The following is a 26,193-nucleotide window of genomic DNA, read 5'->3' as shown; positions in this document are numbered from 1 at the left end:
TCCGCGCGGTCAGACCGGGATGAGCCGCGACAGGTTGCCGCCCATGACCTTGGCCTTGTCGTCCTCGCCGAAAGCGCCCAGGTCGTCGACGTAGGTGATCGGGTCGGCCTTGCCCTCGGGGTGGGGGTAGTCCGAGCCGAACAGCACCCGGTCGATGCCGAGCAGGTCGGCCAGGGCGGACATGTCGTCCTCGATGAAGGGACTGACGTGGATGAGGCGGCGCATCTGCTCCACCGGGTCCTCCTGGAAGCCCTGCGGCATCTTCTTGTAGGCGTCGGCCAGCTTCTCCAGCAGCGGCCTCACCCACGACGAACCGGTCTCGACCGTCGCGAGCTTCAACTCGGGGAAGCGGGACAGGCAGCCGTGGCAGATCAGCGACGCGACGGCGTCCTCGATCGCCCGCCACTGCCCGATCTGGCGGAACGGCTGCGGCTTGAACGGCAGGTACTCCCGCTGCGCGCCCTCCCAGTCGCTCGAGTAGCGCTCGTAACCGCTGTCGGACGAGTGGAAGGCCACCAGCACGCCGCTGGCCTGCACCAGCTTCCAGAACGGGTCGAACTCCTCCAGCGCGAACGACCGGGGACCTCGGAAACCCCACACCGGGGCCGGGCGTACCAGCACGGCGCGCGCACCGCGCTCAAGAACCCATTCCAGTTCCTCGACGGCCTTCTCCACGATCGGGAGAGTGATCACCGGGGTGGCGAAGATGCGGTCCTTGTAGTTGAACGACCAGACCTCGTCCATCCACTGATTGAGCGCGTGGACGACCACGTGGGTGAGCTCGGGGTCGTCGCGCATCCGCTCCTCGAGCAGGCTCGCCAGCGTCGGGAACATCAGCGTCCGCTGGATCCCCTGCTCGTCCATCAGCTTCAGCCGCTCATTCGGCTCGCGGAACGCCGCGACCGACCGCATCGGCTCGCCGACGATCTCCCGGTACGACTTGCCTTCCGGGTTGCCGTGCCGGAAGTACTCCTCCTGCGCGCCCGGCCGGGCCACGACCTCGAACGTCGGGTTCGGGATGTAGTCGGAGACCCGGCCCCGGACCGCGATCTTCGTCCGCCCCCGGACCTGCACGTATTCGATGGCGCCCCGGTACTCCTCGGGCAGGTGCCGGGTGAACGCCTCCTCGGTCTCGTACATGTGGTTGTCCGCGTCGAACAGCGGATACGGCAGCTCCCGTGACGGCATGTCAGCCACCTCTCTGGCGGGGCCTGGTGCCCGGACGATAACAAACCTCGATGTCGATGTCGACATTGAGGTAACGTCCGGGAGAGGATCCGGATCCGGCCGTATGCCGGCCGGGAACGGTACGCTACAGTAACCTCGAAGTCGACGTCGATATTGCCGACGTCCCCGTCCGTCCCGGTGGGCGGCCACCCGGTCCGCCCCACCCCGGTGCGTGGCAACGCGCGAGGAGCGCACATGCAGACGCTGAACCACCCCCAGCAGCCGGCCCCCGCCGACCTCGACGACGTCCTGTCCCCGGAATGGCTCACCCGGGCGCTCGGTGCCCGTCACCCGGGCATTCGCGTCACCAAGGTGACGCCCGGCCCCGTCGTCAGCCGGATCTCGACCAACGCCCGCTTCCACATCGAGTGCGAGGGCGGCGTGCCCGGCGGCCTGTCGCCGGACCTGTGCGCCAAGGGGTACTTCTCGGAGGCCGGCTGGCCGGCCCGCGAGACGGGAACGTTCGAGGTCGCCTTCTACCGCGACCTCGCGGGGCCGACGGGCGTCCGCACGCTGCGCAGCGTGTACGCGGCCATCGATCCCGGGACCCGGCACGGCGTGGTCATCACCGAGGACGCCGTCGCGCGCGGCGCCACCTTCCTCGACGGCACGAGCGAGTACACGCCCGCGCTGGCCGCCGAGAGCCTCGGCGAGCTCGCCAAGCTCCACGCCTCGACGTGGGGCGACCCGGCGCTCCGCGCCGCGGACTGGCTGGCGCCTCGCCTGGAGGCCTGCCTCGCGCAGCGCGGTGTCAAGGAGATCCGGGCCAACTTCGAAAGCGACATCGGGGCGGGCGTACCGGCGGAGGTCCGCGACCCGGAGCTGCTGGTCGACGCGTACCGGGCGCTCGTCTCCCTGTCATCGGCCGCGGCGCCGTGGTCGGTCGTCCACGGCGACTCCCACGTCGGCAACCTCCTTCTCGACAGTGACGGGCGGCCGTCGTTCGTGGACTGGCAGCTGGTGCAGCGCGGCCCCTGGTACCTGGACGTGGGGTACCACATCGCCTCCGCGCTGACGGTCGAGGACCGCCGGCGGACGGAGGACGACCTGCTGCGCCACTACCTGGACGGCCTGCGCGCCGGCGGAGTCGAGGCACCGGCCTGGGACGAGGCACGGCTCGGCGTCCGCCGCGGCATCGTCTACGGCTTCTTCCTGTGGGGCATCACGCAGAAGGTCGCCCCGGCCATCACCCGGGTCCTGCAGCACCGGCTCGGCACCGCGGCCGCCGATCACGACGCCTTCGCGGCGGTGACCGGTTGACGCAGGACGGGAGAGGGCCGGGCCCGGGCTGACGCCCCGGGCGCGATCAACCTCGACATCGAGTTCGGTTATTGTGAGCCCTCGGAGGCCGCACCGGCGACCGGGGAACGAGGCGCGCTCGGGAGCCCACCACGTCACCTGCCACCGGAAAGGTTCACGAATGACCGCGACCAGTAACCGCCGTGCCGCGATGTCCAATGCCAGCCAGGGACGGCGCGGCGGCGAGGGACGGGAGAAGCGCCGCGGCACCGGGCGCACCGTCCGCGGGCGCCAGACGCGGGCGCAGCTGCTCGAGTCCGCCAAGGAGATCTTCGAGCGCGACGGCTTCCTCCACGCGCGCATCGCCGACATCTGCGATGCCGCGGGGGTCTCCCACGGCTCCTTCTACACCTATTTCGTGTCGAAGGAGGAGATCTTCAAGGAGGTCGCCGACTCGGTCGAGGTCGACCTGCTCACGCTCGGCCCGGCCCCGGACGACGCGGACCCGATCGAGCGCATCCGCGCGGCGAACGAGCACTATCTGGCCGCCTACCGCGCGAACGCCAAGCTCATGCGGGTGATCCAGCAGGTGTCGACCATCGACGCCGAGGTCCGCGCGACCCGTCTCCAGCGCCAGGAGGCCTTCGCCCGGGCCATCGAGCGCCGCATCCGCCAGCTGCAGGAGGCCGGGATCGCCGACCCCGGGGTCGACGCCGTCTACGCCGCGCAGGCGCTCGGCGGCATGGTCGCCTCCTTCGCCGACTACCTCTTCAACACCGACAACGCCTTCGGCTTCGACCTCGCCACCGCGACCGACCAGCTCACCCGCATCTGGATCAACGCGGTCGGCATCCGTCCCGACGCGGCGGGCGGCGCCGCGCCGGCCGGCTGAGCGAGCGGGTCCGGCGGCCGGAGCGTCCGGGGCGTCCCGGTCAGTCATGGAAGGTGCCGGCGGTCACCACGCCGGTGAGGCGGCCGCCGTTGCCGGAGTCGCGCAGCTCCGCCCGGGCGAGCCCGCCGCGCAGGCGCGCGGTCGCGACCACGGGCCCGACCCGCGCGGCCTGGAGGTAGATCAGGCTGAGCGAACGGAGCGTGTCACCGGGTGCCAGCGACAGCACCGCCTCTTCGGCGGCCAGCGCGATGAGCCCGCCGTTGACGGAGCCGGCGGCGTTCAGGCCGTCCTCGCTCCGGGGCAGGACGGCCGTTCCCGCGCCGCGGCGTTCACAGCGGGCGCGCTCGGCGAACGGCACGGTCAGCTCGGCGCCCGTCGCGGGCATGTCGAGGCTGTGCGTGGGCGGCAGCCGCAGGCCGGGGTCCGGTGCCGTCATGAACAGGCCGTTCGCGATGGCCAGCGGCTCGCCGTCCACGGTGAACTCGACGTCCGCGACGAAGGTCGAGCGGCCGGCCTTGACCGTCCTGGCGATTCCCAGGAGGTCTCCGGCCGCGGGGGCCGGCCGGTACAGGTGCACGTCGAGTTCGAGCGTCACCGGAACGCGGGGGGCGATGACCCGGGTCGCGAGCAGGCCGGCCAGCATGTCCGCCCAGGTCGCGAGAATGGACGTCCGCAGGCGGGCGGCCCCCGGCACGTGCATCTCCGGGGTGAGCGAAGCGGCGCCGTGCAGTTCCTCGCCGACCTGCCTGGTCGAGAAGCCGAGTTCGGTGAGGAGGTGCCGCGGGGTCTCGTCCGCCGGGGCGAGGCTGGGGTTCACTCAGGTGTCTCCTTGCATGCTCACAGGACCGCTCGTGGCCGTCGAGGTCCTCCTTCACCCGGCCCACATAGTTTGATATTTGCAATACTATGGATTCAGTGATCCGGATCGCAACCGGGGGCCGTGGACGGCCCGTGCCGGGCGCGGGCGAAGGAGTGCGGGCATGACCGAGGCGACACTGCAGCAGATGATCGGCATCTTCGACGTGGAGGCGGTCGACGACGGTCCCGACGGACCGCGCCGGTTCCGGGGAAACAGCTTCGACGAGGGGCGCCAGGTGGTCGAGGGCAGCCAGATGCTCGCCCAGGCCGTCGTGGCCGTGAGCAAGGCCCTGCCCGGCCGGACCGTCCGCACCGCGCACGGCCTGTTCGTCTCCGTGGCCGATCCGGCGCTCCCCCTCGACTTCACCGTCACGCCGGTCCAGGCCGGCCGCTCCTTCGCCAGCGCCACCGTCGCCGTCGCGCAGAACGACCGGATCCGCTCGACCGTCACCCTGCTGCTGGACCGGCCGCAGCCGGACGTCATCAGGCACGACCAGTGGACGGGCGAGCAGGTCGGAGGCCCCGGCACGGCGAACCCCGCCCGGATGCCGATGCAGGGCAGGGAGGTCCGCCTCGAGGGCGTCCGCGATCTCAACGATCCCGAGGAGGTCGGGCCGCCCGTCGTGGACGCCTGGCTGCGCTACGACACCGTGCCCGAGCGCGACGACCTCCGCCGCGCGCTGCTGACCCAGTTCACCGGGCCGCTGTCCATCTCCACCTCGATGCGCCCGCACACCGGGGTCGGCACGTCCCAGGCGCACCACAGCCTCTCGACCGCCCCCATGGGCATCGGGGTGACGTTCCACGAGCCCCTCGGCTGGGACGGCTGGATCCGCTACCACCACGAGAGCACCTATGCGGGCGCGGGCATGAGCCACGTGCGCGGCCAGGTGCTCACCGAGGACGGGCGCCTCATCGCTTCGTTCACCCAGGACGCCATGATCCGTGCCCTCTCGGTCGGCGGGCGCGCGGCTTCGGCGCCGGTCGAGTCCCGGTTGTGACACCGGGGCCGTGCGCTCGGGGTGCCGGCGTTCCGCGCCTCGCCGGCACCCCGAGCGGGGTCAGTCGAGCGCCGGCAGGACCTCTTCGGCGAAGAGCCGCGACGACTCGGGGCGCCCGAAGTCGTGGAACTGGCAGACGAACAGCTCCGCCCCCGCCTCGCGCTCGGAGCGCAGTGCCGCGGCGACCTCGTCCGGCGTCCCGGCGACCAGCCCGCCCCACGCGCCGAAACGCCGCCGCGCGAGTTCCACGACCTCGTCCCGGGCGGCCGTGGACGGGGCGAGCCCGATCGGATGCTGCACCGAGACGCGCGCCGAGCCGATCGACGGACGCAGTTCGGCGATCCGGTCCGCGGCGCTCGACGGGCAGTTCCACCAGTCGGCCGAGCGGGCGACCAGCGGCAGCGTGAGCTTGCGGCCCGCGCCGCCGATGTGCACGGGCACCCGGCCGGAGACGGGGCGCGGACGGCAGATCGCGTCCCGGAGCGTCCAGTGCTTCCCGTCGAAGTCGACCGGCTCCCCCGTCCACAGCGCGCGGAGGATGTCGATGGTCTCGCCGAGCCGTTCGGCGCGCACCGCGGGGCCCGCATCGGTGAAGCCGTAGTCGGTGAGCTCCCGGGCGACCGATCCCCAGCCCAGCCCGAGTTCGAACCGTCCCCCGGAGACGACGTCGAGGCTCGCGGCCATCTTCGCGAGCATCGCGGGGTGGCGGAACTCCGTGCAGAGCACGAGGTGCCCCACGTGCAGCCGCTCGGTCCGCACCGCGATCGCCGTGGCGACCGTCCAGGCGTCGAGCATGGGCAGGCCGCGGGCGGCCGGGGGCGACAGGTGGTCCATGAACCAGGCGGAGTGGAATCCGGCCTCCTCCGCCGCCCGTGCGCGCGCTTCGATGGTCGCCAGGTCCATTCGCGCCTGCGGCAGGTAGATGCCCGCCCGGGCACGGCCCGTCATCGCCGGACCTCCTCGAGGACCGTCGAGCGGCCGGCGCCGGACGCGACGAGGGCCCGGTATCGCATGAACGGCGCGGGGGCGCCGAACGCGACGACGCCGCTCAGCACGTCACCGGTGAAGTACCCGGCGACCGTGCCCTTGACCGCGCCGCCCTCCAGCCCCGAACCGTGCAGGGCGACCACCTCGTCGGCGTTCCCCGTCCGGCCGGCGACCTGGAGCTTGAGATCGAACTGGTCGGACCAGACGTAGGGCGGGGAGGGAGCCGGCGGCTCGGCTCCGAGGATGTCGCGGGCGACCCGCTTGGCGTGGTCGGTGACGGTGCTCCAGTGCTCCGCGCGGTGGTGCTCGCCGGTGACCGGGTCCCACCAGGCGGCCGCGTCCCCCACGGCCCAGACGCCGCTCATGCCGATGGCGCGGCCGCGGGCGTCGCAGGCGAGCCCGTCCCGGATGCGCAGCCCCGCGCCGCCGAGCCAGGTGAGGTCCGGGATCCCGCCGACGCTCGCCAGGACCACGTCGGCCGACAGCCGCGTCCCGTCCGCGAACTCGATCGTGCGCCCGTCGGGCATCCGCAGGATCCGCGCCCCGAGGCGCAGGTCGATCCCCGCCTCCTGGAAGAGCCGGGCCGCGAGCCCGCCGACCTCGCGTCCGAGGACCCGCTCGCAGGGCGCCCCCAGCGCTTCGAGCACGGTGACGGCGATGCCCCTGCGGCGGGCGGCGCAGGCGACCTCCGCCCCAATGAAGCCCCCGCCCACGATGATCAGCGACTCGGCGGACTCGAACGCCTTGCGCAGGGCGAGGACGTCGTCGAGGGTCCGCAGGGACGCCACGCCGTCCGGCTGGTGCGGCATCCTGCGCGGGACGAGTCCCGTCGCGACGACCACGGCGTCGCCGGTGACGCCGTCGCCGTCGTCCAGGTCGACCGTCGTCCCGCGCAGCGCCACGGCGCGCGTGCCCAGCCGTACCGCGACGTCCAGGTCCGCCAGGCCGGCGCGGTCGCGAAGGATCGCCCGCTCGGGCTCCCACCGTCCCTCGAGGATCTGCTTCGACAGCGGCGGCCGGTCGTAGGGCGGGTGCTGCTCGGCGCCGATCAGCGTGAGCCGCCCCGCGTACCCGCCCGAACGCAGCGCCTCGACCGTGCGCAGCCCGCCGACGCCGGCGCCCACGACCACCACGTGCCCGGGCAACGCCGCCCGTTCCCCGGCCGCCATCAGTCCGACGCGGGGAGGGGCTTGGCCGACTTCTGCTCGACCGCCACACCGTCGACGGCGACCGCGTGCCGGCCGCCATGGGAGCACAGCAGCTCGATCTCCAGCCCCTCCACGGTGTAGCGCTTGCCCAGCGTCAGCCCCGGCCCGTCGTCCCCGTCGGCGGCCGGCACCGGTTCACCGGGCTGCTCCGTCATCTCATGGCCGCCGCAGGTCACGGCGGCGTCACCCCCGGGGCTCTTGATCACGACCACCGAGGTCGCGTCCACGACGCTCTTCAGGGTCTGTCCCACTCGCAACTTCATCGTGTGCTCCCATCTCCGATTTCTCAGCCGTCGGCGCGCAGCAGCATGACCCCGCTGGGCGTGAGTCCTCCGCTGCTCACCACCGCGACCCGCGCGCCGTCGATCTGTCGTTGTCCCGCTTCGCCGCGCAGTTGGGTGACGGCCTCGTGCACCAGCCCCATGCCGTGGGTCCGGCCGTGCGACAGCTGGCCACCGTGGGTGTTGAGGGGCAGGACGCCGTCACGGGCGATGTTCTTGCCGCCGTCCAGGAAGTCCTTGGCCTCCCCGATCCCGCAGAAGCCCAGGGCCTCGATCCAGGACAGGCAGTTGAACGTGAAGCCGTCGTACAGCTCGGCCACGTCCACGTCGTCCGGCCGCAGCGAGGTGCGCGTCCACAGGTGCGCCGCCGGCCCCAGGACCTGCGGTTCGTGCGTCGCCGTGCTCTGGTCCCACTCCATCCGCTCGACGATCTGGGTGCCGACCGCCTCCACGCGCACCGGACGGGCGCGCAGGTCGCCGGCCGTGTCGGCCGCGGAGACGACGACGGCGACCGCCCCGTCGCAGGGGACGTCGCAGTCGTACAGGCCGAACGGCGTGGTGATCGTCCGCGCGTTCAGGTAGTCGTCCATCGTGAGCGGGTCGCGGTAGACGGCGGTCGGATCGAGCGCGGCGTTGGCGCGCTGGTTGAGCGCGATCCACCCGAGCGTCTCCCGGGTCGCGCCGTAGCGGTGGAAGTAGCGGCCGGCCGTCTGCGCCAGGACGTGCGCGGCCGAGGTCGCGCCGAACGGCATGCCCCACCCCATGTCGCCCGGGACGCGGCCGGACGGCATACCGAGCCGTCCCTCCTGCAGCAACCGGGCATGGGTCGCCTCCCAGACCGTGCGGAAGCACAGGACGTGGCGGGCGAGGCCGGAGGAGACCGCGAGCATGGCGGCGATCACCGAGCCGCCGGGACCGAACGTCTCCCCGCCGCCGTTGAACCAGGTCGGGCGCACGCGCAACGCCGCTTCGAGCGCCGTGACGCCGCCCTCCCCGATGCCGTGCTCCAGCCCTCCGCCGGGGTAGGTCGACAGGCCGTCGACGTCGTCCATCGTCAGGCCCGCGTCCGCCACCGCCGCGCGGCAGGCGTCGACGGTGAGGGCGAGCGGGTCGCGCATCAGCCGGCGGCCGATCTCCGACCTGCCGATGCCGGACAGGACGGCGTCGTCCTCGAACTTGCGCACGTCCCGCATGGGGCGGACGAGGGCGCGCACGCGTTCGGGCGGCGTCTCCTCGGGCGGCGGCGGGGCCGGTCGCTCCGGCTGCTCCGCCGCCGGCCGGAAGAGGGGCAGCCAGACGTCCTCGACCTGCTCGAAGGTCACCTCCATCCGCATCCCGAGCCGCGGATCGTCCGCCTCGCAGGCCACCAGCCGGGTGGTGAGCCGGACCCGCGGGTCCTCGTCGAGCGCGACCTGGGCGACGATGTACGGGGAGGGCAGGCCCGGGAGGCGGAACCGGTGGCTGACGGTGAACCCGAACAGCGTGCCGAAGCCCGACACCGCCCGGACCCCCAGCTCGGAGCCCGAGCAGTACGGGCAAACCGGCTTCGGCGGGTGGACGAGCCCCGAGCACGACCCGCACTCCTGGATCCGCAGGAGACCGTCGGCGCCGGAGGTCCAGAAGAACGCGTTCCATGGCGTCACCAGAGGGAGCGGACGTCCTCCCGCGCTCATCGACCGCCCCTCCGCACCCCGGCCACCGAATACCTCACCGCACGCTCCCTTCAGGTCGCTCCGGGTCAGTCCCGCAGCTTCGCCCGCGCCTTGCGGACGGTGACCGGTTCGGCGAGACGCTGCTCGTCGCAGATCCGCTGCATCCGCTCGATCGTCTCGGCCAGGCCGGGGCCCAGCCGCTCGCCCGGCGTGAAGGTCGCCGGGAGGTGCTTCATGCCGTTGATGACACCCGTCGTGTCGTAGTGGACGGCGCCGCCGGGGTCGCACACGAAGTCCGGCATCCGGTCCAGCACCGCGGTGAGCATGGACTTGAACACCGCGCGCGCCACGTTGGACCCGATGCACCGGTGGATGCCCAGCCCGAAGCTGCTGTGCCGGTTCCCCTTCCGGTCGAGGCGGACGGTGTGCGGGTCCTCGAAGACCTTCGCGTCCCGGTTGGCCATCGCCCAGGAGAGCCAGAGCCGCTCACCCTCCCTGAACTCGGTCCCGTTGACCTCGCAGTCCTGGGTGACGGTGCGCCCGTCGCCCTGGGCGGGGGTGTAGAACCGCAGGAACTCCTCGGTGGCGCTGTCCAGGAGCGCGTCCCGTTCGCGGCTCAGCCGTTCCCGCTCGCCGGGATGCTCCGACAGCCACTCCAGGGAGTGGGCGGTCAGCGCGGTGGTGGTGTCGAACCCGCCGCCGATGATGAGCATGATGACGCCGACGATCTCGGCGTCGTCCGGTGCGCGGTCCCCCACCTTCATCGTGACCAGCTCGTTGATCAGTCCGGGCCGGGGCTCCTCCCGGATCCGCCGCATGACCTCCGCCATGTGCATGCTCATGCGCATCTGGAGCTGGAGCACGCGGGGGTGGTCCGGCGAGCCCGGCGGGGTGTAGACCGCGGCGTGGGCGGGCTCGCAGTAGACGTCCCAGTCCTTCAGGGGCATGCCGAGCATCGCCAGCGTGAACACCGCGGGCACGATGTTGGCCAGGTCGTCGACGAAGTCGATCCGGCCCGTCTCGATCCTCTCGTCGAGGCAGGCGCGGGTCAGCTCCTCGATCACCGGCTTCCACCGCTCGATCGCGGCGGGCGACAGGTAGGGGTTCAGCGCCTGGCGGTAGTAGCGCTGGTCGGGCGGGTCCATCTCCAGGAATCCGCCCCGGGTGCGGGTCGCCGGATCGAGGGAGCCCGGGATGCTGATCCCCTGGTAGCCGCGGCCCGTGCCGTCGACGTCGTTCTCGTTGGACAGCAGGTCGGCGCGCCGCGCGAGGTCGAACAGCTCCTTGTTGCCGTTGGCGAACCAGTAGCCGCCGTGGGTGTCGTTCCAGGCGACGGGGCATTTGGCGTGGAACTCCGTCGCGAGGCGCTCGAACTCGAGGCGGTACCGCGGGGAGTGCCGGTCCAGGCTGATGGTGTGCTTGGCGCGTTCGGTCTCTCGAGGATCGTCGTTGCTCATGGTCCCTCAACTGGTCGAGGCGGGTCAGGACAGGACGATCGCCTGTTCGGGGCAGGTGCGGGCGGCGTCCCGGGCCAGGTCCTCCTTGCCGGCGGGCACCTCCTCGCCGACGGCGTACGCGTGGCCGTCCTCATCCCGGAGGGTGAACAGGTCGGGCGCGTTCATCGCGCACAGCGTGTGTCCCTGGCAGACCTCAGGGTCGACTCGTACCTTCACGGTGAACTCCCTGGTCGGATGTGGGTTCGGTCAGGCGTGGAAGTCGTGGAACTTCAGGTAGGAGCCGGCGTCGACGCGCAGCTGGAGACCGGTGACGTAGCGCGACTCGTCGGAGGCCAGGAAGAGGACCGCGTTGCTGACGTCGAGCGGATCGATGTAGGGGATCGGCATCGCCTGCTGCGCCGGGAACGCCAGCAGCGCGTCCTCGCGGGTCGGGTTCTCCAGGTCGGGGCGGAAGACCCGGTACATCGGGTCGCTGTTCAGCATGCCGGTGTCGCAGTTGGTGGGGTGCACGCCGTTGACGCGGATCATCCTCGGCGCCAGGTTGCGCGCCAGTTCGTGGACGAACTGCGCCACCGCGAACTTGGAGTACTGGTAGCCGGCGCCGCCGGGGTCCTTGCCCGGCTCGGCGACCTGCTGCCCGACCATGAACGCCGCGGCCGATCCGGTCGCGATGATCGAGGCGCCGTCGGCCAGGTGCGGGATCGCCACATGGATCGCGTTGATGACGCCGACGAGGTTGGTGTCGACCACGTCCGTCCACGCCTCCAGCGGCGGGTCGCCGAAGAGCGGCATGATGCCCGCCTGGGCGACCACCACGTCGAGCCGGCCGAGCTCCCCGACCCCCTGCCCCACGACCTCGGCCAGCCGCACCCGGTCGCGGACGTCCGCCTGCGCCGCGACGATCCTGCGTCCGGCGGCCTCGACCAGCCGGACCGTCTCCTTCAGGTCGTCGGCGCTGCTGAGCGGGTAGGTGTTGCTCGCGATGTCGCGGCAGAGATCGACCGCGATGATGTCGGCGCCCTCCTCGGCCAGCCGGACCGCGTGGCTGCGGCCCTGCCCGCGGCCGGCTCCGGTGATGAAGGCGACCTTGCCCTCGACTCGTCCCATTTCGCGACTTCCTTCCTGGGGTGGTGGGCGGGGGGCGATGCGCACGTGCCCCCGGCGTCGCCGGCGGGCCGGGGGCGCTCAGCCCGAGGCGGGGAAGGCGATGGTCTTGACCTCGAGGAAGTCCTCCAGGCCCGCGGTGCCCCACTCGCGTCCGAGCCCGCTCTGCTTGTAGCCGCCGAACGGCGACTCGACGTCGAACCACTGGGCGCCGTTCACGCTGACCGTCCCGGTGCGGAAGCGCCGGGCCAGCGCCATCGCCCGGTCCGGGGCCCCGAAGACGGCGGTCGACAGGCCGAAGATCGTGCCGTCGGCGATGCGGACGGCGTCGTCCTCGCCGTCGTAGGGCAGGATCACCAGCGCCGGCCCGAAGATCTCCTCCTGCGCGACGGGAGCCTCGGGCGCCACGTCGGTGATGAGCGTGGGTTCGACGAAGTAGCCGCGGTCGAAGCGGTCGGTGGGCTTGCCGCCGAGGACGACGCGGCCGTCGCGGGCGGCGGACTCGTAGTAGCCGAGGATCCTGTCGCGCTGTGCGGCGTTGACGACGGGGCCCATGATGTTCTCCGGATCGGTCGGGTCGCCCCACTTCACCTGCTCCATGGCCGTCCGGGCGAGGTCGACCGCGGCGTCCAGCCCGGCGCGCGGGACCAGCAGCCGGGTCATCTGCGTGCAGCCCTGCCCGGCGTGGGTGCACACCGCGCCCGCCATCGCCGGGACGATCAGTTCCAGGGGCGCGTCGTCGAGGAACACGGCGGCGCACTTGCCGCCGAGTTCGAGGGTCACCCGCTTGACGGTGCCGGCTGCCGCGGCCATGACCTTGCGCCCGGTGGCGGTGGATCCGGTCAGCGTGACGGCGTCGACGTCCGGGTGCGACGCCAACAGCTGCGCGACGTCGTTGTCATTGGTGGTCACCACGTTGAGGACGCCGGGCGGGATGTCAGTGTGCTCGGCGGCGATCTCCCCGATGGCGAGCACACTCGCGGGCGTGTCGGGCGCCGGTTTGAGGACGACCGTGCAGCCCGCGGCGAGCGCGGCGCTCACCTTGCAGAGGCTCAGGTAGACGGGATAGTTCCACGGCGTGATCGCCGCGACCACGCCGGCCGCCTCCCGCCGGACGATCCGGTCCGCCGGCATCCCGAAGACGGTCTTGGTGGGGATCGACCGCTCCCACTCGTAGGTGTCCAGGAGCCCGATGTAGTGGTCGATGTAGCCAATCGCCTCCTCGAGCGCGATCCCGGAGGTCTGGCTCACCGGCATGCCGCCCTCCGCCACGAGGAGGGAGCGGAGGTCCTCGACGTTCGCCCGCAGCGCGTCGCGCAGCTGCACGAGGCAGCGGCGCCGCAGGCCGGTGTTCGTCGACCAGTCGGTGCCGTCGAAGGCCCGCCGCGCCGCGCCGATCGCGCCTTCGACGCCGGTGGCGCCGGCCTCGGGGACCGAGCCGATGACGGCCTCGGTGGCCGGGTTGAGGTTGTCGAAGGTGCGGCCGTCCACGGCCGTCACCAGTTCGCCGTTCACGAGCATGCGCCCGCCGAGTGCGTTCACCGCGCGGCTTCCGTTCCGTTCGAGGTGGGGTGGAGGGGGGCGGCCGAGGCGTCCAGGGGATCGTTCTCGGGGCCGTGCGGGGCGCTCACCGTGCGCGCCCCATCGATTCCAGCGCCGCGTCGGCCGCGTCGAAGACCGTCGCCGCGTCGGTCCCGGCGGCCGCGGCCAGCTCCGCGACGATCCGCGCGTCCTTCTGCAGGAGCGGCCCGGCGTGCTCGCCCAGCGCCGCCAGCGAGAACCCGGCCCCCGGCAGCAGGCCCGCGCCGAAGCTCGCGCCGGAGCCGTTCGCCAGCACGGTGGAGAGCCGGACGGGATCCACGTCGATGCGCCGGGCCAGGGCGAACGCGCTTTCGGCGACCGCGAGGTTGGCGGCCAGCAGCAGGTTGTTGACGAGTTTGGCGCGCTGCCCGGAGCCGACCGGGCCGAGGTGGACGACCGGGTCCCCGTAGGTCTGGAAGACCGGCCGGCAGCGTTCCGCCGCGGCGTCGTCGCCTCCGACCATCACCAGCAGGCGGCCCGCTTCGGCCGCGGGCCCTCCCCCGCTGACCGGCGCGTCCACCAGCGCGACGCCTCGGGCCGCGGCCGTCTCGGCGAGCCGCCGGCACGTGTCCGGGTGGACGGTGCTGTGCACCGCGATCGTCCCACCGGAGCGCATTCCCTCCAGCAGGCCCCCGGGGCCCGCGACGACCTGCTCCACGCCAGCGTCGTCCACCACGCACACGCAGGCGAGGTCGCTGGCGGCCGCCAGGTCCGCGGGAGAGGCGGCGGTCCGGGCGCCGGTGCCGGCGAAGGGCGCGAGGGTCTCGGCCCGGCGGGCCCACAGCGTGACCGGGAACCCGGCCCCGGCGATCCGGCGGGCCATGGGGCCGCCCTGGCTGCCGAGGCCGATGAAACCGACCCGCGGCCCCCGGCCGGACGTCATGTCACCGCTCCCGCGATCTTGAGGTTCAGCAGCTCCTCGTCGCTCAGCCCGAGCTCCCGCAGGACCTCGTCGGTGTGCTCGGCGAACAGCGGGCCGCGCGTGAGCTCCGGGGCCTCCCGGTCGAACTGGACGGGGCTCCCGACGAGCTGCCGGGGCAGCCCTTCGGCGTCGACCACGTCGGCGATCTGCCCGACCGCCCGGAGAGCGGGGTCGTGGCCGACCTCGAAGGTGTTCTGGACGACCGCCCACTGGCCCGCCATGCCGTCGAAGGCCGCGACCCACTCGTCCTTGGTGCGGCTCTCGATCGCCGCCGCGATGATCTCCGCCGCCTCGGCCGCGTTGGCCATCAGCTTCTCGGCCGAGTCGAACCGTTCGTCCGCGGCGAGTTCCGGACGGCCGATCCGCTCGGCGAACTCCGGGAAGTACCGGCCCGGCTGGAGCATGGACACCGAGATCCACCGGTCGTCGGCCGTCCGGTACACGGCGGTCAGCGGGTTGCTGGCGCGCGAGGCCACCGGGTCGACCTTGGGCAGGGGGCCGCCGCTCGCCACCGCCAGGTTCACGCTCATCTGGTTCGCCCACGCGCCGACGCCGAGGAGGGAGATGTCCACGGTCGGCGCGGCGCCGGTCCGGGCCCGGGCGAACAGCGCCGCCGCGATCCCGCCGGCGATGGTCATCCCGCCGATGTTGTCGCCGAACGCGCCGCCCGGCTGGTTGACGAGGTACTCGGCGCCGGGCGCGGTGGCGGAGTCGGCGGTGCCGGCCCGCGCCCAGAAGGCCGTGGAGTCGTATCCGCCCTTGTCGGCGTCCGGGCCGCTGTGCCCGAACCCCGAGCCGACCGCGTAGACGATGTCCGGGTTGATCTCGCGGACGGCGTCGGCGTCGATGCCGAGCTTGGCCCTGGCCCTCGGCAGGAAGTTGGTCAGGAAGACGTCGCTGGTCCTGATCAGCGCCTCCAGGACGGGCTTGGCCTCGGGCTTCTCCAGGGCCAGGCCGACGCTGCGCTTGCCGCGGTTGGGGCCGTCCATCATCGGCGCGAAGGACGAGCCGTCGGAGCCCACGCCCTGGCTGAAGACCTTGACGATGCCGCGCTGGGCGTCGCCCTTCTCGGCGTGCTCGACCTTGATGACGTCGGCGCCCCAGTCCGCGAGGACGGCTCCGGCGGACGGCACGAAGGTGAACTGGGCGACTTCGAGGACCCGGATGCCCTCCATCGGTTTCACCACGGGACGAGACCTCGGTTTCCTGTCGCTGGGCCGACGGGGGCCGGCGCCGACGGGCGGAGGGCGGCGGAGCCGCGTCCGGCCCGCGGGGGATGTGACGCCGGACACACCCTTTGTTTCGACAAAACTATAACTATCAAACTGACATCCGACAAGCGCCGCCGGAGCCTCGGCTCAGACGTTGAAGCGCAGCGCGCCGTCGATGCGGATGACCTCTCCGTTGAGGTAGTCGTTGTCGACGATGTGCATCGCCAGCCGCGCGTACTCGTCGGCGTGGCCCATCCGCTTGGGGTTCGGCACGCCCTTGCCCCACTGCTCCTGCGCCACCTCCTCGGTCACGCCGTAGGCGGGCGTGTAGAAGGTGCCGGGCGCGATGGACACCACCCGCACACCGGTCGGCGCCAGGTCGCGGGCGGCGGTGAGGGTCAGGCTGATGACGCCGCCCTTCGCCGCGGCGTAGTCGGTCTGGCCGACCTGCCCCTCGTACCCGGCGATCGACGACGTCATGACGACGACCCCGCGCTGGCCGGAGTCCAGAGGCTCGTTCCGGGTCATCGCGGCCGCCGTCTGGCTGAGCACGTTGTACGTGCCGCCCAGGAAGACGTCCGTGGTGCGGCGGAACGTCTCCAGCGGATAGAACTCGCCTTTGCGGTCGACGATCCGGCGCGCCGCGGCGGGCCCACCGTGGACCGCCACTCCGACGCGCAGCACGCCCAGGTCGCGGGCGGCGGCGACCGCCTCGGCCATGGAGTCCTCGCTGGTGACGTCGGTGGCCAAGAAGCGCACCCGGCCGGCGCCGAGCTCGGATTCGAGCGCCTTGCCCTTGTCCTCCGCCAGGTCCGCGATCACGACCTTGACGCCCGCGGCCGCCAGCCGCCGCACGGTGGCGGAGCCGAAACCACCGGCGCCTCCCACGACCAGCGCCGATGCACCTTCGAGTTCCATGCTCTCTCCTTGTGACGCCTTCTTGAACGAGATGTCGGAACGGCCGCCCGAACGCCTCAGACCGCGGCGGAACCGGGCTTCGTGACACGTGCGACGAGCTCGCGGCGCAGCACCTTGCCGGTCGCGGTCGTCGGGAACTCGTCGACGAACTCCACCTGGTCGGGCGTCCTGGACCCGCGGAGCCGCTCGCGGACCCAGGCCCGCAGCTCGTCCGGACCGGCCTCGGTTCCCGGGCGGCGCACGACGAACGCGCCGATCCGCTGGCCCCACTCCAGGTCCGGCACACCGGCGACGACGCACTCGGCGACGGCGGGATGCGCGCCGAGGACCTCCTCGATCTCGGCGGGGGCGATGTTCTCGCCGCCGCGGATGATGGTGTCGTCGGCGCGGCCCTGGACGAAGAGGTAGCCGTCGCGGTCGAGGTGGCCGCGGTCGCGGGTGGGGAACCAGCCGTCGCCGCGGACGCGGCTGCCGGCCTCCAGGTACTCGCCGGCGACCTGGGGACCGCGCACCACGATGTTCCCGACGACGTGCGCGGCGCACGGCCGTCCATCGTCGTCCTCGACACGGATCTCCACCGACGGCAGCGCCCGTCCCACCGACCCCAGCCGGGCCCGGACCCCGGGATCGGAGCCGCCGGCCGCGGCCCGGTGGTCGTCGGGGGTGAGCACGGCGATCGACGACGCCGTCTCGGTCAGCCCGTAGGCGTTGACGAACCCGGTGCCCGGGAAGGCCTTCAGCGCCTCCTGGACGACCTGCGGAGCGATCTTGGCGCCGCCGTAGGACAGCGACTTCAGGCAGGCGGGCCCCTCGGTTCCGCGGGCGCGGAGTTCGGTGACGATGCGGGCGAGCATGGTGGGCACGACCATGGCGTGGGTGATCCGCTGGTCCTCGACGACGTCGAGCCATTCGCCCGGCGTGAACCGGTCGAGGTAGACGATGCGGCGGCCGCTGTAGAGGTTCGACAGCGCGTTGGCGACCGCGGCGATGTGGTACGGGGGCACGCTGACCAGGGCCGCGTCGGTGTCGGGCACCGACCCGAACTCGACCGATCCGAACAGGTACGCCGCCAGGTGGCGGTGGCGCAGCACGGCGCTCTTGGGCGCGGCGGTGGTGCCGCTGGTCATCAGGAGCACCGCCACCGCGTCCGCGTCCGGCTCCGTCTCCGCGGCGGGGGCGGGTGGCAAGGCCATGAACTCGTCCAGCCCGATGGTCCGCGCGCCGGGGACCCGTTCGGGGGTGTCGGTCACCACGAGCGGGTCGGCGTGCCGGGCCATCACCTCGGCCAGCTGCTCGGCACCGAGCCGGTAGTTGACCGGCAGGGCCGGGACTCCCGCGAGGGCCGCGGCGAACAACGCCACCGGGAACCCGGGACCGTTCGGTCCGAGATACACCAGCGGCCCCGCTCCCTCCTCGCGGATCCGGGCGGCACCGGCCGCCGCCCGCTCCCGCAGGCCCGCGCCGGTCAGGCCGGCGGTGCGGTCCCCGAGCAGGACGCGGCCGGCCATTCCGTCGGCCACCATCTCCAAGACCACCGCGAGGTTCATCGAAGCGGCACCCCCTGCCGTCGCATGCGCGTCACCGCCCGTTCCTGACCTGCTTGAAGGGGACGCCCCGGTCCGGGGCGGGCTCGCGCGGCATGCCAAGCACCCGCTCGCTGACGATGTTGCGGGACATCTCGTCGCTGCCGCCGCCGAGGCTGGCGGCCTGGCGCATGAGGAACCCGATGGCCGCCCGCCCCTGGATGCCCTCGTCGCCGCCGATGCCGGTCGCGACGTTCGCCCCCGCGACCTCGACGGCGAGGTCATGCCTCAGATGGGACGCCTCGGCGGTGAGCAACCGCAGCATCGAGGCGGCCGTGGGCGGGAGGTCCCCCGCCTCGATCGCCCGCGTCACACGGGCGGACGTCTGCTCCGCCACCTCGTTCAGCGCGAGGTACTCGCCGAGCAGCTCGCGAACCCGCGGATCGCCCGTCCGGCCCAGCGCCGTCGCGACCTCGACCGGGGTCGCCCCGGGCATGGTCGCCGGCTGCCCCTTGCCGGACATGTAGGGCGAGCCGCCTCCCATGGCGGTGCGCTCGTGGTAGAGCTGCTGGGATGCGACCCTCCAGCCGTCGCCGACCTCACCGACGACGGCCGATGCCGGAAGCCGCACGTCGTCGAAGAACTCCTCGCAGAACTCGCGGTTGCCGTTGACCATGCGGATGCGGTTGATCGTGACGCCCGGGGCCCTTGTGGAGACGAGGAACATCGTCAGCCCGTGGTGCTTCGGCACGTCCCAGTCGGTGCGCGCGAGGCACAGCCCCCAGTCGGCCGCGTACGCGGAGGTACTCCAGATCTTCGCGCCGTTGAGGACGAAGTGGTCGCCGTCCCGGTCGGGGCGGGTGCGCACCCCGGCCAGGTCGGATCCGCCGCTGGGCTCGGAGAGGAACTGGCACATGATCTCCTCGCCCCGGATGGCCGCGCCGATCCGCTCCCGCTTCTGCTCCTCGGTGCCCATGTCCAGGAGCGTCGGTGCGCAGATGCTGAACGTCGGCGAGTTCAGCAGCAACGGCATCTCGTAGCCTTCGCTCTCCTCGTTGAAGGCCTGCTGGTGCGCCGGCGTCAGCCCGAGGCCGCCGTACTCCTTCGGGAAGCAGATGCCCGCGAAGCCGCCGGCGTACAGCTTCTGCTGCAGTTCGCGGGCCCACTGCCATTCGTGGCTGTCGTCCTCGACGATGGGCGCCGGCTCCCGGCCGGCCGTCCGCGGCATGTTCCCGGCCAGCCACGTACGGGCCCGGCCGCGGAAGGACTCGATGCTCTCGATCGTCATGGTTCGGCCCTTCGGCGCGTCACAGGGAGGCGAGGTCGGCGAGGCGGAGGCGGTGGTCCCGAGGGGTCCCGTGCAGGGCCCGGTCGAGGACCGCCCGCCGCAGGAACAGGTGCAGGTCGTGCTCCCAGGTCACCCCGAGTCCGCCGTGCAACTGCACGCACTCCTGGAGCATCGGCAGCGATCGTTGCCCCACGAAGGACTTGGCCACGCTGACCGACCGGGCCGCATCGGGCCCGCCCGCCTGGACGGCGGCGGCCGCGGCCTGCGTCGTGGCGTGACACGCCTCCAGCCAGGTGCGCATGTCGGCGAACCGGTGCTTGAGCGCCTGGTAGGACGCCAGCGGACGGCCGAACGAGTGCCGGTCGAAGGCCCACCGCACGGTCATGCCGAACGCCCGGTCCAGAACGGCGGTGACCTCCGCGCACTGGATCACCACGGCGATCTGGAGCTGCCGCTCGACGACCCGCTCGGCCCCCGGCTCGCCGACCAGGGCGCCGGCGCCGACGCGCACGCCGTCGAACCGGACTTCGCCGAACGATCGGGACAGGTCGACCGTCCACTGCGGAGCGATCGACACGCCGTCGGTCTCGGCGGGGACGAGGAACTGCGCGACGCCGTCCGGAGTCGCGGCGGTGACAAGCAGAAGGTCGGCCTGTTCGGCGTCCTGGACCCGGTCCTTGGCCCCTTCGAGGACGAAGCCGCCGTCCACGGGCGTCGCGGTGACGTCCGGTTCCGACGGCGACCATTCCCGGCCGGGCCCGTAGACCGCCCAGGTCGCGATGCTCTCCCCCGCCGCCAGCGCCTCGATCTCGGCGGTGTGATCGGGCCCCTGCCCGTGCGCCTCGACCAGACCGGCGAGCACGACGTTGACCGGGATGAGCGGCCCGGGGGCGACGTCGGCGCCCAGTTCCTCCGCCAGGAGGGCCAGGTCGCGCACTCCCTCGCCGGACACGCTGCCGCCCCCGAGCTCCTCGGGGACCAGCGCCGCCGCCCAGCCGAGTTCCGCTCCCCTGCGCCACCATGCCCGGCTCCAGCGGGGCTCGCCGTCCTTCATCTCCCGGACGCGGTCCAGGGAGTGCTCCTCCTCCAGGAGCCCTCTGGCCGAGGTCCGGAAGAGCTTCTGATCGGGCGAGAGCGCCAGTTCCATCGAGACTCCCTCTCACATCGTCCTCAGGGCGACCGGCGGCGCACGCCTCCCGCGCCCCGGGGATCACGACGGGGCGCGGGTGGACCGCCGCTCGGGACACGACCTCACTGAACACGACATTGAAAAGGTTGTCAATCTATCGAATAATAGTGCCGCGGCCCCGGCACGTGCGCGGCAGCACCGTCGCCGTCGACTACATTCATGGTTGGCGAATGCTAGAACCGTGCAGAGCAAGGAGAAGGTGTGATGCCTCGCGAGCCGATCGCCCCGACGGAGATCTTCAAAGCGCTGGCCGATCCAATCCGGTGGAGCATCATCCAGCAGGTGGCGCAGGAGGAGGAGTTCCCCTGCAGCGTCCTGGAGGACACCCTCCCCGTCTCCAAGCCCACGATCTCCTACCACACCAAGATCCTCACCCAGGCCGGGCTGATCGAGGTGCACAAGCGGGGCCGCAACTACTTCTACTCGCTGCGCCGGGACATCCTGCGCGAGGTGATCGAGCAGCTATGGCCGCTGGCACCCGGCTCGCCCCCCGCCGGCCCCGCCGGCGCCCCGGGCGGCCGCGCCGCCGCCGACCGGGAGGAGCCGGCCGCCGCGGCGGAGGCGGACGCCGGCGCCCCCCTCATCACCTGGTAGGACCTCACCTGCGTCCGGCCGGGCCTCCGGTAACGTGTCCGCTCTGGCGGCAGAAGGGATCGACGGGTGGCGGCCGACTCCAGCGACGCGGTACTGCTCACCGAGCCGGGACCGGGCGTGCGCATGATCACGCTCAACCGGCCGGGCGTGCGCAACGCGATGACCGAGGAGATGACCCGGGACTGGGACCGGGCCATCGACGCGGTCGCCGCCGACCGGGAGACCCGCGTCCTCGTCGTGACGGGGCAGGGCGGTTGCTTCTCCTCCGGCGCCGACCTGTCCTGGCTCACCCGGGACGAGGCCGAGGACGTCACCATCGACCGGCTGCGCGAGCGCATGCTGCCCTTCTACCGGAGCTGGCTGCGGCCGCGCGACCTCCCGTTCCCCGTCGTCGCCGCCGTCAACGGGCCGGCCGTGGGCGCGGGCGTCTGCCTGGCCCTGGCCTGCGACCTGCGGTTCGCCGGGCCGGACGCGCGGTTCAGCACCCCGTTCGTCTTCCGCGGGACCCACGGCGGGATGGCGGCGACCTGGCTGCTGCCCGAGGCGATCGGGATCACCCGCGCCCGCGACATGCTCTACACCGGGCGCGAGGTCCCCCCGGACCAGGCGCTGGACTGGGGGCTCGTGAACGACGTCGCCGACGACGGGCTGGAGCACTCGCTCGCGGTCGCCGCGCGCATCGCCGAAGCGGCCCCGATCGCCACCCGGCTGACCAAGAACGGCCTGGAGCGGTCGGCGGTCGGCCTGGAGGCGTCCCTGCAGTGGGAGGCGCTCGCCCAGCCGATCACCCTCACGACCTCGGACCTGCACGAGGGCATCGCCGCCTTCCAGGAGAAAAGGGCGCCGCGGTACCGCGGCCGGTGACCGGGACCGGCGCTCAGGCCGCCCGCCGGAGGGCGGCGCCGTCCCCCGCCAGCGCGGCGGGCGCGAAGCTGTGGATCACCTCGGCGTCGTCGACGTGCGCGGCCGTGTAGAGGCCCCGGACGCGCCACCCCTCGCTCACCACGACGGCTCCGGTCGTCTTGTCGACGGACAGCTCCTCCAGCAGCGAGGCGGAGGCCGCCGCGTCACGGGACGCGCACCATTCGCGGACGGCCAGTTCGGGAGTGCGCCGGCCGCCGCCGTCCGCCGGCCCGATCGCGCGCAGCCGGCGAAGGTTCTCGGGCTGGGCCGGCGCCCCGGCGTCGAGGCCGCGCGCCGCCGCCCACGCCGCGGGACCGACGAACTCCCAGTGGCGCGGGTCCATGGCGAGGACGACCCGGAGGCAGCCGACCTCGCCGACGTCGAACGCCGACCGCCATACCGAGTCGGCGGCCCTGTCGAGGACGGACCCGAAGCGCTCCGGCACCCGGGCGTTCATCCTCCGCAGCAGGCGGTAGCCCGTGGAGGCGGCGCCCCGGGACGGCAGCATCGCGTACCCGACCCCGCTCACCTTCCCGCCGTCCATCACGAGTTCGTGGGCGCGGCAGTGCACCTGCACCTGGACCCCGGCCGCGTGCACGGCCCGCCAGAGACCGGCCCGCAGCGCCTCGCGCGAACGGTCGGCGCGGGAGGAGATCAGCCTGCGTCTGACGGGAACGTCCTGGTCGAGGAGCAGGACGCGGGCCCCGGCCTTCGCCGACACGACCGCGGAGGCGAGTCCGCTCATGCCGGACCCGATCACCACCACATCGACACGCCCGCTCGGCCCCATCGGCCAACCTCCTCGCAGCGCCCTCCCCCGGGGCCGGATGTCCCCGAGGGCATTGGTCGGCGTGCTCAGACTAAGAAGCCGCGTTGACGCGCGTCAACAGTTCCCGCGGTCGGTGACGCCCAGTGATCCGGCGCTGCCGGGCCGGCGCTAGGTCGTCTCTCCGAGCAGCACCGCGAACGCCTCCTTCTCGAGCACCGGCCCGTCCTCCGGCGATGCCGGTCCTCCGTAGGCCTGTGCGAGCGCGTACCGGAAGGGCCGCATCGCGGCGGGGACGTCGCTCCGGACCGTCGTCAGCCGGGGCGACACCACCTGCCCGACGTCGGCGCCCTCCAGGCCGATCACCCCCACGTCGCCCGGTACCGCGAGCCCGAGCCGGCGGGCGGCGAACAGCAGGGCGAGCGCCACCTTGTCGTTGTAGCAGGCGACCCCGAACGGCGGCCGGCGCACCTCGAGGAGGGCCTTCAGCGCTCGCTGCGCCCCCTCGGGCTCGATGGGCACGTGGAGGTCGACGGAGGGAGCCATGCCTTCGGCCGCGCAGAACTCGGCGACGCTCGCCGCGCGCGCACGCGCGTACGAGTCATCGCGTTCGTCCGCCAGGAAGGCGTAGGCGATCTGCGTGTATCCGCGAGAGCGGAGATGGTCGGCCTGGAGGAAGCCGAGCCACTTGTTCACGTCGAAGGGCGGCGTCTCCGGCGGGAGCACCGGGCAGCCCGCCTGCCGGGCGAACTCCAGGTCCGCCCGGGTGAGCCCGCCGAGGTTGAGCACCCCCGCGGGCCGGAGGGTCTCGAGCAGGTGCCGCAGCCGGTCGGTCCCCGTCCCCTCCGGCCGGGGCACGCTGAAGTGGACGACCGCGGTGAAGCCGAGCTTCTCGATGTCGACGGAGAGCGTCTCGACGACGTCCTGGAGGCGGATGAAGGTCACGTTCGGGACGACCACGACGATGAAGTCGCTCCGGCCCAGCGCCAGGGCCCGCCCCGCCGCGGACCGGACGTAGCCGAGCGCGGCGGCGGCGCGGCGGACGCGCTCGACGGTGTCGGTGTTGAACCGCTCGACCTGGCCGTTCAGCACGTGGCTCACCGTCGCCCGGGAGACTCCGGCGAGCTTGGCGACGTCGACGCTGGTCGCCGGCCGGGCGCCCGGCCGGCCGGCCGGGCTCCTGCCCTCCGCTTGCCTGGGCACTCTCGTCTCCCGCTCTCTCGAAGGCGTGTCCCCGGGCGGGGGCCGGGCCCACTCACCGTACGGCAGACCGGGCCGCCGGATCGCGTGGCGCGGCACTTTGATATTAAAGTTCGACATGTTTAGGTCTTTAGAATTAGATTGGACCCATCATCGCTCCGGCGGTGCCCTTCGCCGCCGGGACCGAACGTGACAGTGAGGTGGTCCCGTGCCCGAAGCCGTGATCGTCAGTGCCGTGCGGACGCCCATCGGCACCGCCTTCAAGGGGACCCTCTCGGAGACGCCCGCGGAGGACCTGGCGACCCATGTCCTGCGGGAGGCCGTGCGCCGGTCCGGGCTCGCGCCGGGCCGGTTCGACGACGTCGCCTTCGGCGAGGTGATGTACGGCGGCGGCGACCTGGCCCGCTACGCCGCGGTCGCCGCGGGAATGACCCATGTGCCCGGCGTCGCGGTGCAGCGGCACTGCGCCAGCGGCCTCGCCGCGATCGGCCTGGCGGCGGCGAGCATCCGGGCGGGCATGGACCGCGCCGTCGTGGCCGGCGGTGTCCAATCGAGCTCCACCGGCCCGTCCCTGACCTGGCGGATCCCGGGGAGCGACGGCTCCGAGCAGCGCATCGCCCCGACGTTCCCGCACACCGACGAGGCCACGGACGACGTGTCGCTGAGCGTCGGCTGGAACGTCGCCCAGCGGTACGGGCTCACCCGCGAGCAGATGGACGCCTGGGCGCTGCGCTCGCATCGCCGGGCCGTCGCCGCCACCGGGTCGGGCGCGTTCGCCGACGAGATCGTCCCCATCAAGGTGACCCGCCGGGACGGCTCCGTGGTGGAGTTCGCGGCGGACGAGCACCCCCGCTCCACCACCTCGGCCGAGAAGCTCGCGTCGCTCGCGCCGCTGCACCCGGAGATCGACGGCTTCTCGATCACCGCGGGGAGCGCCAGCGGGATGAACGACGGCGCGGCCGCTCTGGCGATCGTCGCCGACGACCTCGCGCGCGCGGAGGGCCTGCCGGAGCTCGCGGTCGTCCGCGCCTGGACGGCGGTCGGGGTCCAGCCCGCGTACACCGGCGTCGGCGCGATCGACGCCGCGACCAAGGTCCTCGAACGGGCCGGGCTGCGGGCCTCCGAGATCGACCTGTGGGAGATCAACGAGGCGTTCGCGTCCGTCCCGGTGGCGGCCTGCGAGGTGCTCGGCCTCGACGAGGAGCGGGTCAACGTCCACGGCAGCGGCTGCAGCCTCGGCCACCCGATCGCCGCGACGGGCGCGCGCATGGTGACCACGCTCGTCCACGAGCTGCGCCGGCGCGGCGGCGGATTCGGCCTGGCGACCATGTGCGCCGGCGGCGGCCAGGGCGGCGCCGTCGTCATCGAGGTCCCCTGATCGACCGGCGGCCGGCGCATGTCAGCGATCCCCAGGAGGGCCGGATGACGAGAGAACGCACGCATGCCGACCGGCGCGCGTTGGTGACCGGCGCGGGCCAGGGCGTGGGCCGGGCCATCGCATCGGAGCTCGCCCGCCGGGGCGCCCACGTCGTCGTCAACGACCTCTCCCCCGAGCGGGCCGAACGGGTGGCCGCCGAGATCGCGGGCGACGGCGGCACGGCGACCGCGGCGGCGTTCGACGTCACGGACTGGGCGGCGGTCCGGCATGCGGCGGAGACGTCCGGCCCGGTCGGCATCCTGGTCAACAACGCCGGCAACGCCGGCCGGACGTCGGGCATGACGAGGGACGACCTCACGCCGTTCGTCGAGACGGCGCCGGCCGATTGGGAGGGCTTCCTGCGGGTGAACCTGTACGGGGTGATGCATGCCGTGCGGGCGTTCCTGCCCGGCATGATCGACGCGTCATGGGGCCGTGTCGTGACCCTGATCTCCGATGCCGGGCGGGTGGGAGAGCCGACCCTGGCGGCCTACTCGGCGGCCAAGGCGGGCGCCGCGGGGTTCAGCCGGGCGGTCGCCCGCGAGGTCGGCCGCCACGGTGTCACCGTCAACTGCGTGTCCCTCGGGACGATCGGGCCCGAGGACGCTCCGGCCGACGATCCCGAACGCGCCCGGGCCCTCGGCCGGTACGTCGTGCGCCGCACCGGCAGGCCGAGCGAGGCCGCCGCCCTGGTGGCCTTCCTGACCGGTCCGCAGGCCGGCTGGGTGACGGGGCAGACCTATCCCCTCAACGGCGGCTACGCCTTTTCCCACAC

Annotated in this window: 25 protein-coding genes; 7 read left to right on the top strand and 18 right to left on the bottom strand. The window is 72.9% G+C overall.

Annotation, left to right across the window (positions count from 1 at the left end; all coding sequences use genetic code 11):
* Positions 1-9: 9 nt before the first annotated feature.
* Positions 10-1,188, bottom strand: coding sequence for an amidohydrolase family protein (locus tag ACA514_RS18475; protein WP_375042395.1), 1,179 nt, complete (start codon positions 1,186-1,188; stop codon positions 10-12).
* A 234-nt stretch (positions 1,189-1,422) separates the two neighbouring features.
* Between ACA514_RS18475 and ACA514_RS18470 the strand changes: the two genes are divergently transcribed.
* Complete coding sequence (locus tag ACA514_RS18470; RefSeq protein WP_375042394.1) at positions 1,423-2,487, top strand: phosphotransferase; 1,065 nt, start codon at positions 1,423-1,425, stop codon at positions 2,485-2,487.
* Between the two features lie 160 nt (positions 2,488-2,647).
* The gene (locus ACA514_RS18465; RefSeq protein ID WP_375042393.1) at positions 2,648-3,358 is read left to right on the top strand and encodes a TetR/AcrR family transcriptional regulator; all 711 of its coding nucleotides are present in this window, start codon (positions 2,648-2,650) and stop codon (positions 3,356-3,358) included.
* A gap of 40 nt (positions 3,359-3,398) precedes the next feature.
* Here the strand turns inward: ACA514_RS18465 and ACA514_RS18460 are convergent, their stop codons facing one another.
* Complete coding sequence (locus tag ACA514_RS18460; RefSeq protein ID WP_375042392.1) at positions 3,399-4,175, bottom strand: hotdog domain-containing protein; 777 nt, start codon at positions 4,173-4,175, stop codon at positions 3,399-3,401.
* Positions 4,176-4,338: 163 nt separating this feature from the next.
* Between ACA514_RS18460 and ACA514_RS18455 the strand changes: the two genes are divergently transcribed.
* A complete protein-coding gene (locus ACA514_RS18455) occupies positions 4,339-5,217 on the top strand; it encodes an acyl-CoA thioesterase (RefSeq protein WP_375042391.1) in 879 nt (292 codons plus the stop codon).
* 60 nt (positions 5,218-5,277) lie between these two features.
* Here ACA514_RS18455 and ACA514_RS18450 read toward each other — a convergent pair whose 3' ends face one another.
* The 14 genes from ACA514_RS18450 to ACA514_RS18385 form a co-directional block, all read right to left on the bottom strand.
* The gene (locus tag ACA514_RS18450) at positions 5,278-6,165 is read right to left on the bottom strand and encodes an LLM class flavin-dependent oxidoreductase (RefSeq protein WP_375042390.1); all 888 of its coding nucleotides are present in this window, start codon (positions 6,163-6,165) and stop codon (positions 5,278-5,280) included.
* A complete protein-coding gene (locus tag ACA514_RS18445) occupies positions 6,162-7,373 on the bottom strand; it encodes an NAD(P)/FAD-dependent oxidoreductase (RefSeq protein ID WP_375042389.1) in 1,212 nt (403 codons plus the stop codon). Before ACA514_RS18445 ends, ACA514_RS18450 begins: the two co-directional genes overlap by 4 nt.
* On the bottom strand, positions 7,373-7,675 hold the full coding sequence (locus ACA514_RS18440; RefSeq protein WP_375042388.1) for a hypothetical protein: 303 nt from the start codon (positions 7,673-7,675) through the stop codon (positions 7,373-7,375). The genes ACA514_RS18445 and ACA514_RS18440 overlap by 1 nt, the downstream gene beginning before the upstream one ends.
* 23 nt (positions 7,676-7,698) lie before the next feature.
* The gene (locus ACA514_RS18435) at positions 7,699-9,336 is read right to left on the bottom strand and encodes an OB-fold domain-containing protein (RefSeq protein ID WP_375042387.1); all 1,638 of its coding nucleotides are present in this window, start codon (positions 9,334-9,336) and stop codon (positions 7,699-7,701) included.
* Between the two features lie 95 nt (positions 9,337-9,431).
* Positions 9,432-10,802 carry a cytochrome P450 gene (locus ACA514_RS18430; RefSeq protein WP_375042386.1) on the bottom strand — a complete coding sequence of 457 codons (1,371 nt, stop codon included), beginning with the start codon at positions 10,800-10,802 and terminating at the stop codon, positions 9,432-9,434.
* A gap of 24 nt (positions 10,803-10,826) precedes the next feature.
* The gene (locus tag ACA514_RS18425; protein ID WP_375042385.1) at positions 10,827-11,018 is read right to left on the bottom strand and encodes a ferredoxin; all 192 of its coding nucleotides are present in this window, start codon (positions 11,016-11,018) and stop codon (positions 10,827-10,829) included.
* Positions 11,019-11,048: 30 nt separating this feature from the next.
* Positions 11,049-11,909, bottom strand: a complete 861-nt coding sequence (locus ACA514_RS18420; RefSeq protein WP_375042384.1) for a mycofactocin-coupled SDR family oxidoreductase — start codon at positions 11,907-11,909, stop codon at positions 11,049-11,051.
* A 78-nt stretch (positions 11,910-11,987) separates the two neighbouring features.
* The gene (locus ACA514_RS18415) at positions 11,988-13,448 is read right to left on the bottom strand and encodes an aldehyde dehydrogenase family protein (RefSeq protein WP_375042383.1); all 1,461 of its coding nucleotides are present in this window, start codon (positions 13,446-13,448) and stop codon (positions 11,988-11,990) included.
* A gap of 85 nt (positions 13,449-13,533) precedes the next feature.
* Positions 13,534-14,370, bottom strand: coding sequence for an NAD(P)-dependent oxidoreductase (locus ACA514_RS18410; RefSeq protein ID WP_375042382.1), 837 nt, complete (start codon positions 14,368-14,370; stop codon positions 13,534-13,536).
* Positions 14,367-15,596 carry a CaiB/BaiF CoA transferase family protein gene (locus ACA514_RS18405; protein ID WP_375042381.1) on the bottom strand — a complete coding sequence of 410 codons (1,230 nt, stop codon included), beginning with the start codon at positions 15,594-15,596 and terminating at the stop codon, positions 14,367-14,369. Before ACA514_RS18405 ends, ACA514_RS18410 begins: the two co-directional genes overlap by 4 nt.
* Positions 15,597-15,767: 171 nt before the next feature.
* The gene (locus ACA514_RS18400; RefSeq protein WP_375042380.1) at positions 15,768-16,538 is read right to left on the bottom strand and encodes an SDR family NAD(P)-dependent oxidoreductase; all 771 of its coding nucleotides are present in this window, start codon (positions 16,536-16,538) and stop codon (positions 15,768-15,770) included.
* 56 nt (positions 16,539-16,594) lie between these two features.
* Positions 16,595-18,085: a class I adenylate-forming enzyme family protein gene (locus tag ACA514_RS18395; RefSeq protein ID WP_375042379.1), complete on the bottom strand. Its 1,491-nt coding sequence runs from the start codon at positions 18,083-18,085 to the stop codon at positions 16,595-16,597.
* A gap of 31 nt (positions 18,086-18,116) precedes the next feature.
* Positions 18,117-19,349, bottom strand: coding sequence for an acyl-CoA dehydrogenase family protein (locus ACA514_RS18390; protein WP_375042378.1), 1,233 nt, complete (start codon positions 19,347-19,349; stop codon positions 18,117-18,119).
* A 19-nt stretch (positions 19,350-19,368) separates the two neighbouring features.
* Positions 19,369-20,496, bottom strand: a complete 1,128-nt coding sequence (locus tag ACA514_RS18385; RefSeq protein WP_375042377.1) for an acyl-CoA dehydrogenase family protein — start codon at positions 20,494-20,496, stop codon at positions 19,369-19,371.
* A gap of 246 nt (positions 20,497-20,742) precedes the next feature.
* Between ACA514_RS18385 and ACA514_RS18380 the strand changes: the two genes are divergently transcribed.
* Both ACA514_RS18380 and ACA514_RS18375 read left to right on the top strand, forming a co-directional pair.
* The gene (locus ACA514_RS18380; RefSeq protein ID WP_375042376.1) at positions 20,743-21,132 is read left to right on the top strand and encodes an ArsR/SmtB family transcription factor; all 390 of its coding nucleotides are present in this window, start codon (positions 20,743-20,745) and stop codon (positions 21,130-21,132) included.
* Positions 21,133-21,198: 66 nt separating this feature from the next.
* Positions 21,199-21,996, top strand: coding sequence for an enoyl-CoA hydratase/isomerase family protein (locus ACA514_RS18375; protein ID WP_375042375.1), 798 nt, complete (start codon positions 21,199-21,201; stop codon positions 21,994-21,996).
* 13 nt (positions 21,997-22,009) lie between these two features.
* Here the strand turns inward: ACA514_RS18375 and ACA514_RS18370 are convergent, their stop codons facing one another.
* Positions 22,010-22,825 (bottom strand): FAD-binding protein, encoded by an 816-nt coding sequence (locus ACA514_RS18370; RefSeq protein WP_375042374.1) that lies wholly within the window; start codon positions 22,823-22,825, stop codon positions 22,010-22,012.
* Between the two features lie 147 nt (positions 22,826-22,972).
* Positions 22,973-24,004, bottom strand: coding sequence for a LacI family DNA-binding transcriptional regulator (locus ACA514_RS18365; RefSeq protein WP_375042373.1), 1,032 nt, complete (start codon positions 24,002-24,004; stop codon positions 22,973-22,975).
* A 205-nt stretch (positions 24,005-24,209) separates the two neighbouring features.
* Between ACA514_RS18365 and ACA514_RS18360 the strand changes: the two genes are divergently transcribed.
* Both ACA514_RS18360 and ACA514_RS18355 read left to right on the top strand, forming a co-directional pair.
* Positions 24,210-25,379, top strand: coding sequence for a thiolase family protein (locus tag ACA514_RS18360; RefSeq protein ID WP_375042372.1), 1,170 nt, complete (start codon positions 24,210-24,212; stop codon positions 25,377-25,379).
* Between the two features lie 44 nt (positions 25,380-25,423).
* On the top strand, positions 25,424-26,193 hold a 770-nt coding region (locus ACA514_RS18355; RefSeq protein ID WP_375042371.1), incomplete at its 3' end, for an SDR family NAD(P)-dependent oxidoreductase.

It is taken from the genome of Actinomadura sp. NTSP31, assembly GCF_041951385.1.
GTDB lineage: Bacteria > Actinomycetota > Actinomycetes > Streptosporangiales > Streptosporangiaceae > Spirillospora > Spirillospora napierensis.
The sequence above is the reverse complement of the archived record's forward strand: the minus strand, read 5'-3'. Positions and strand labels throughout refer to the sequence as shown.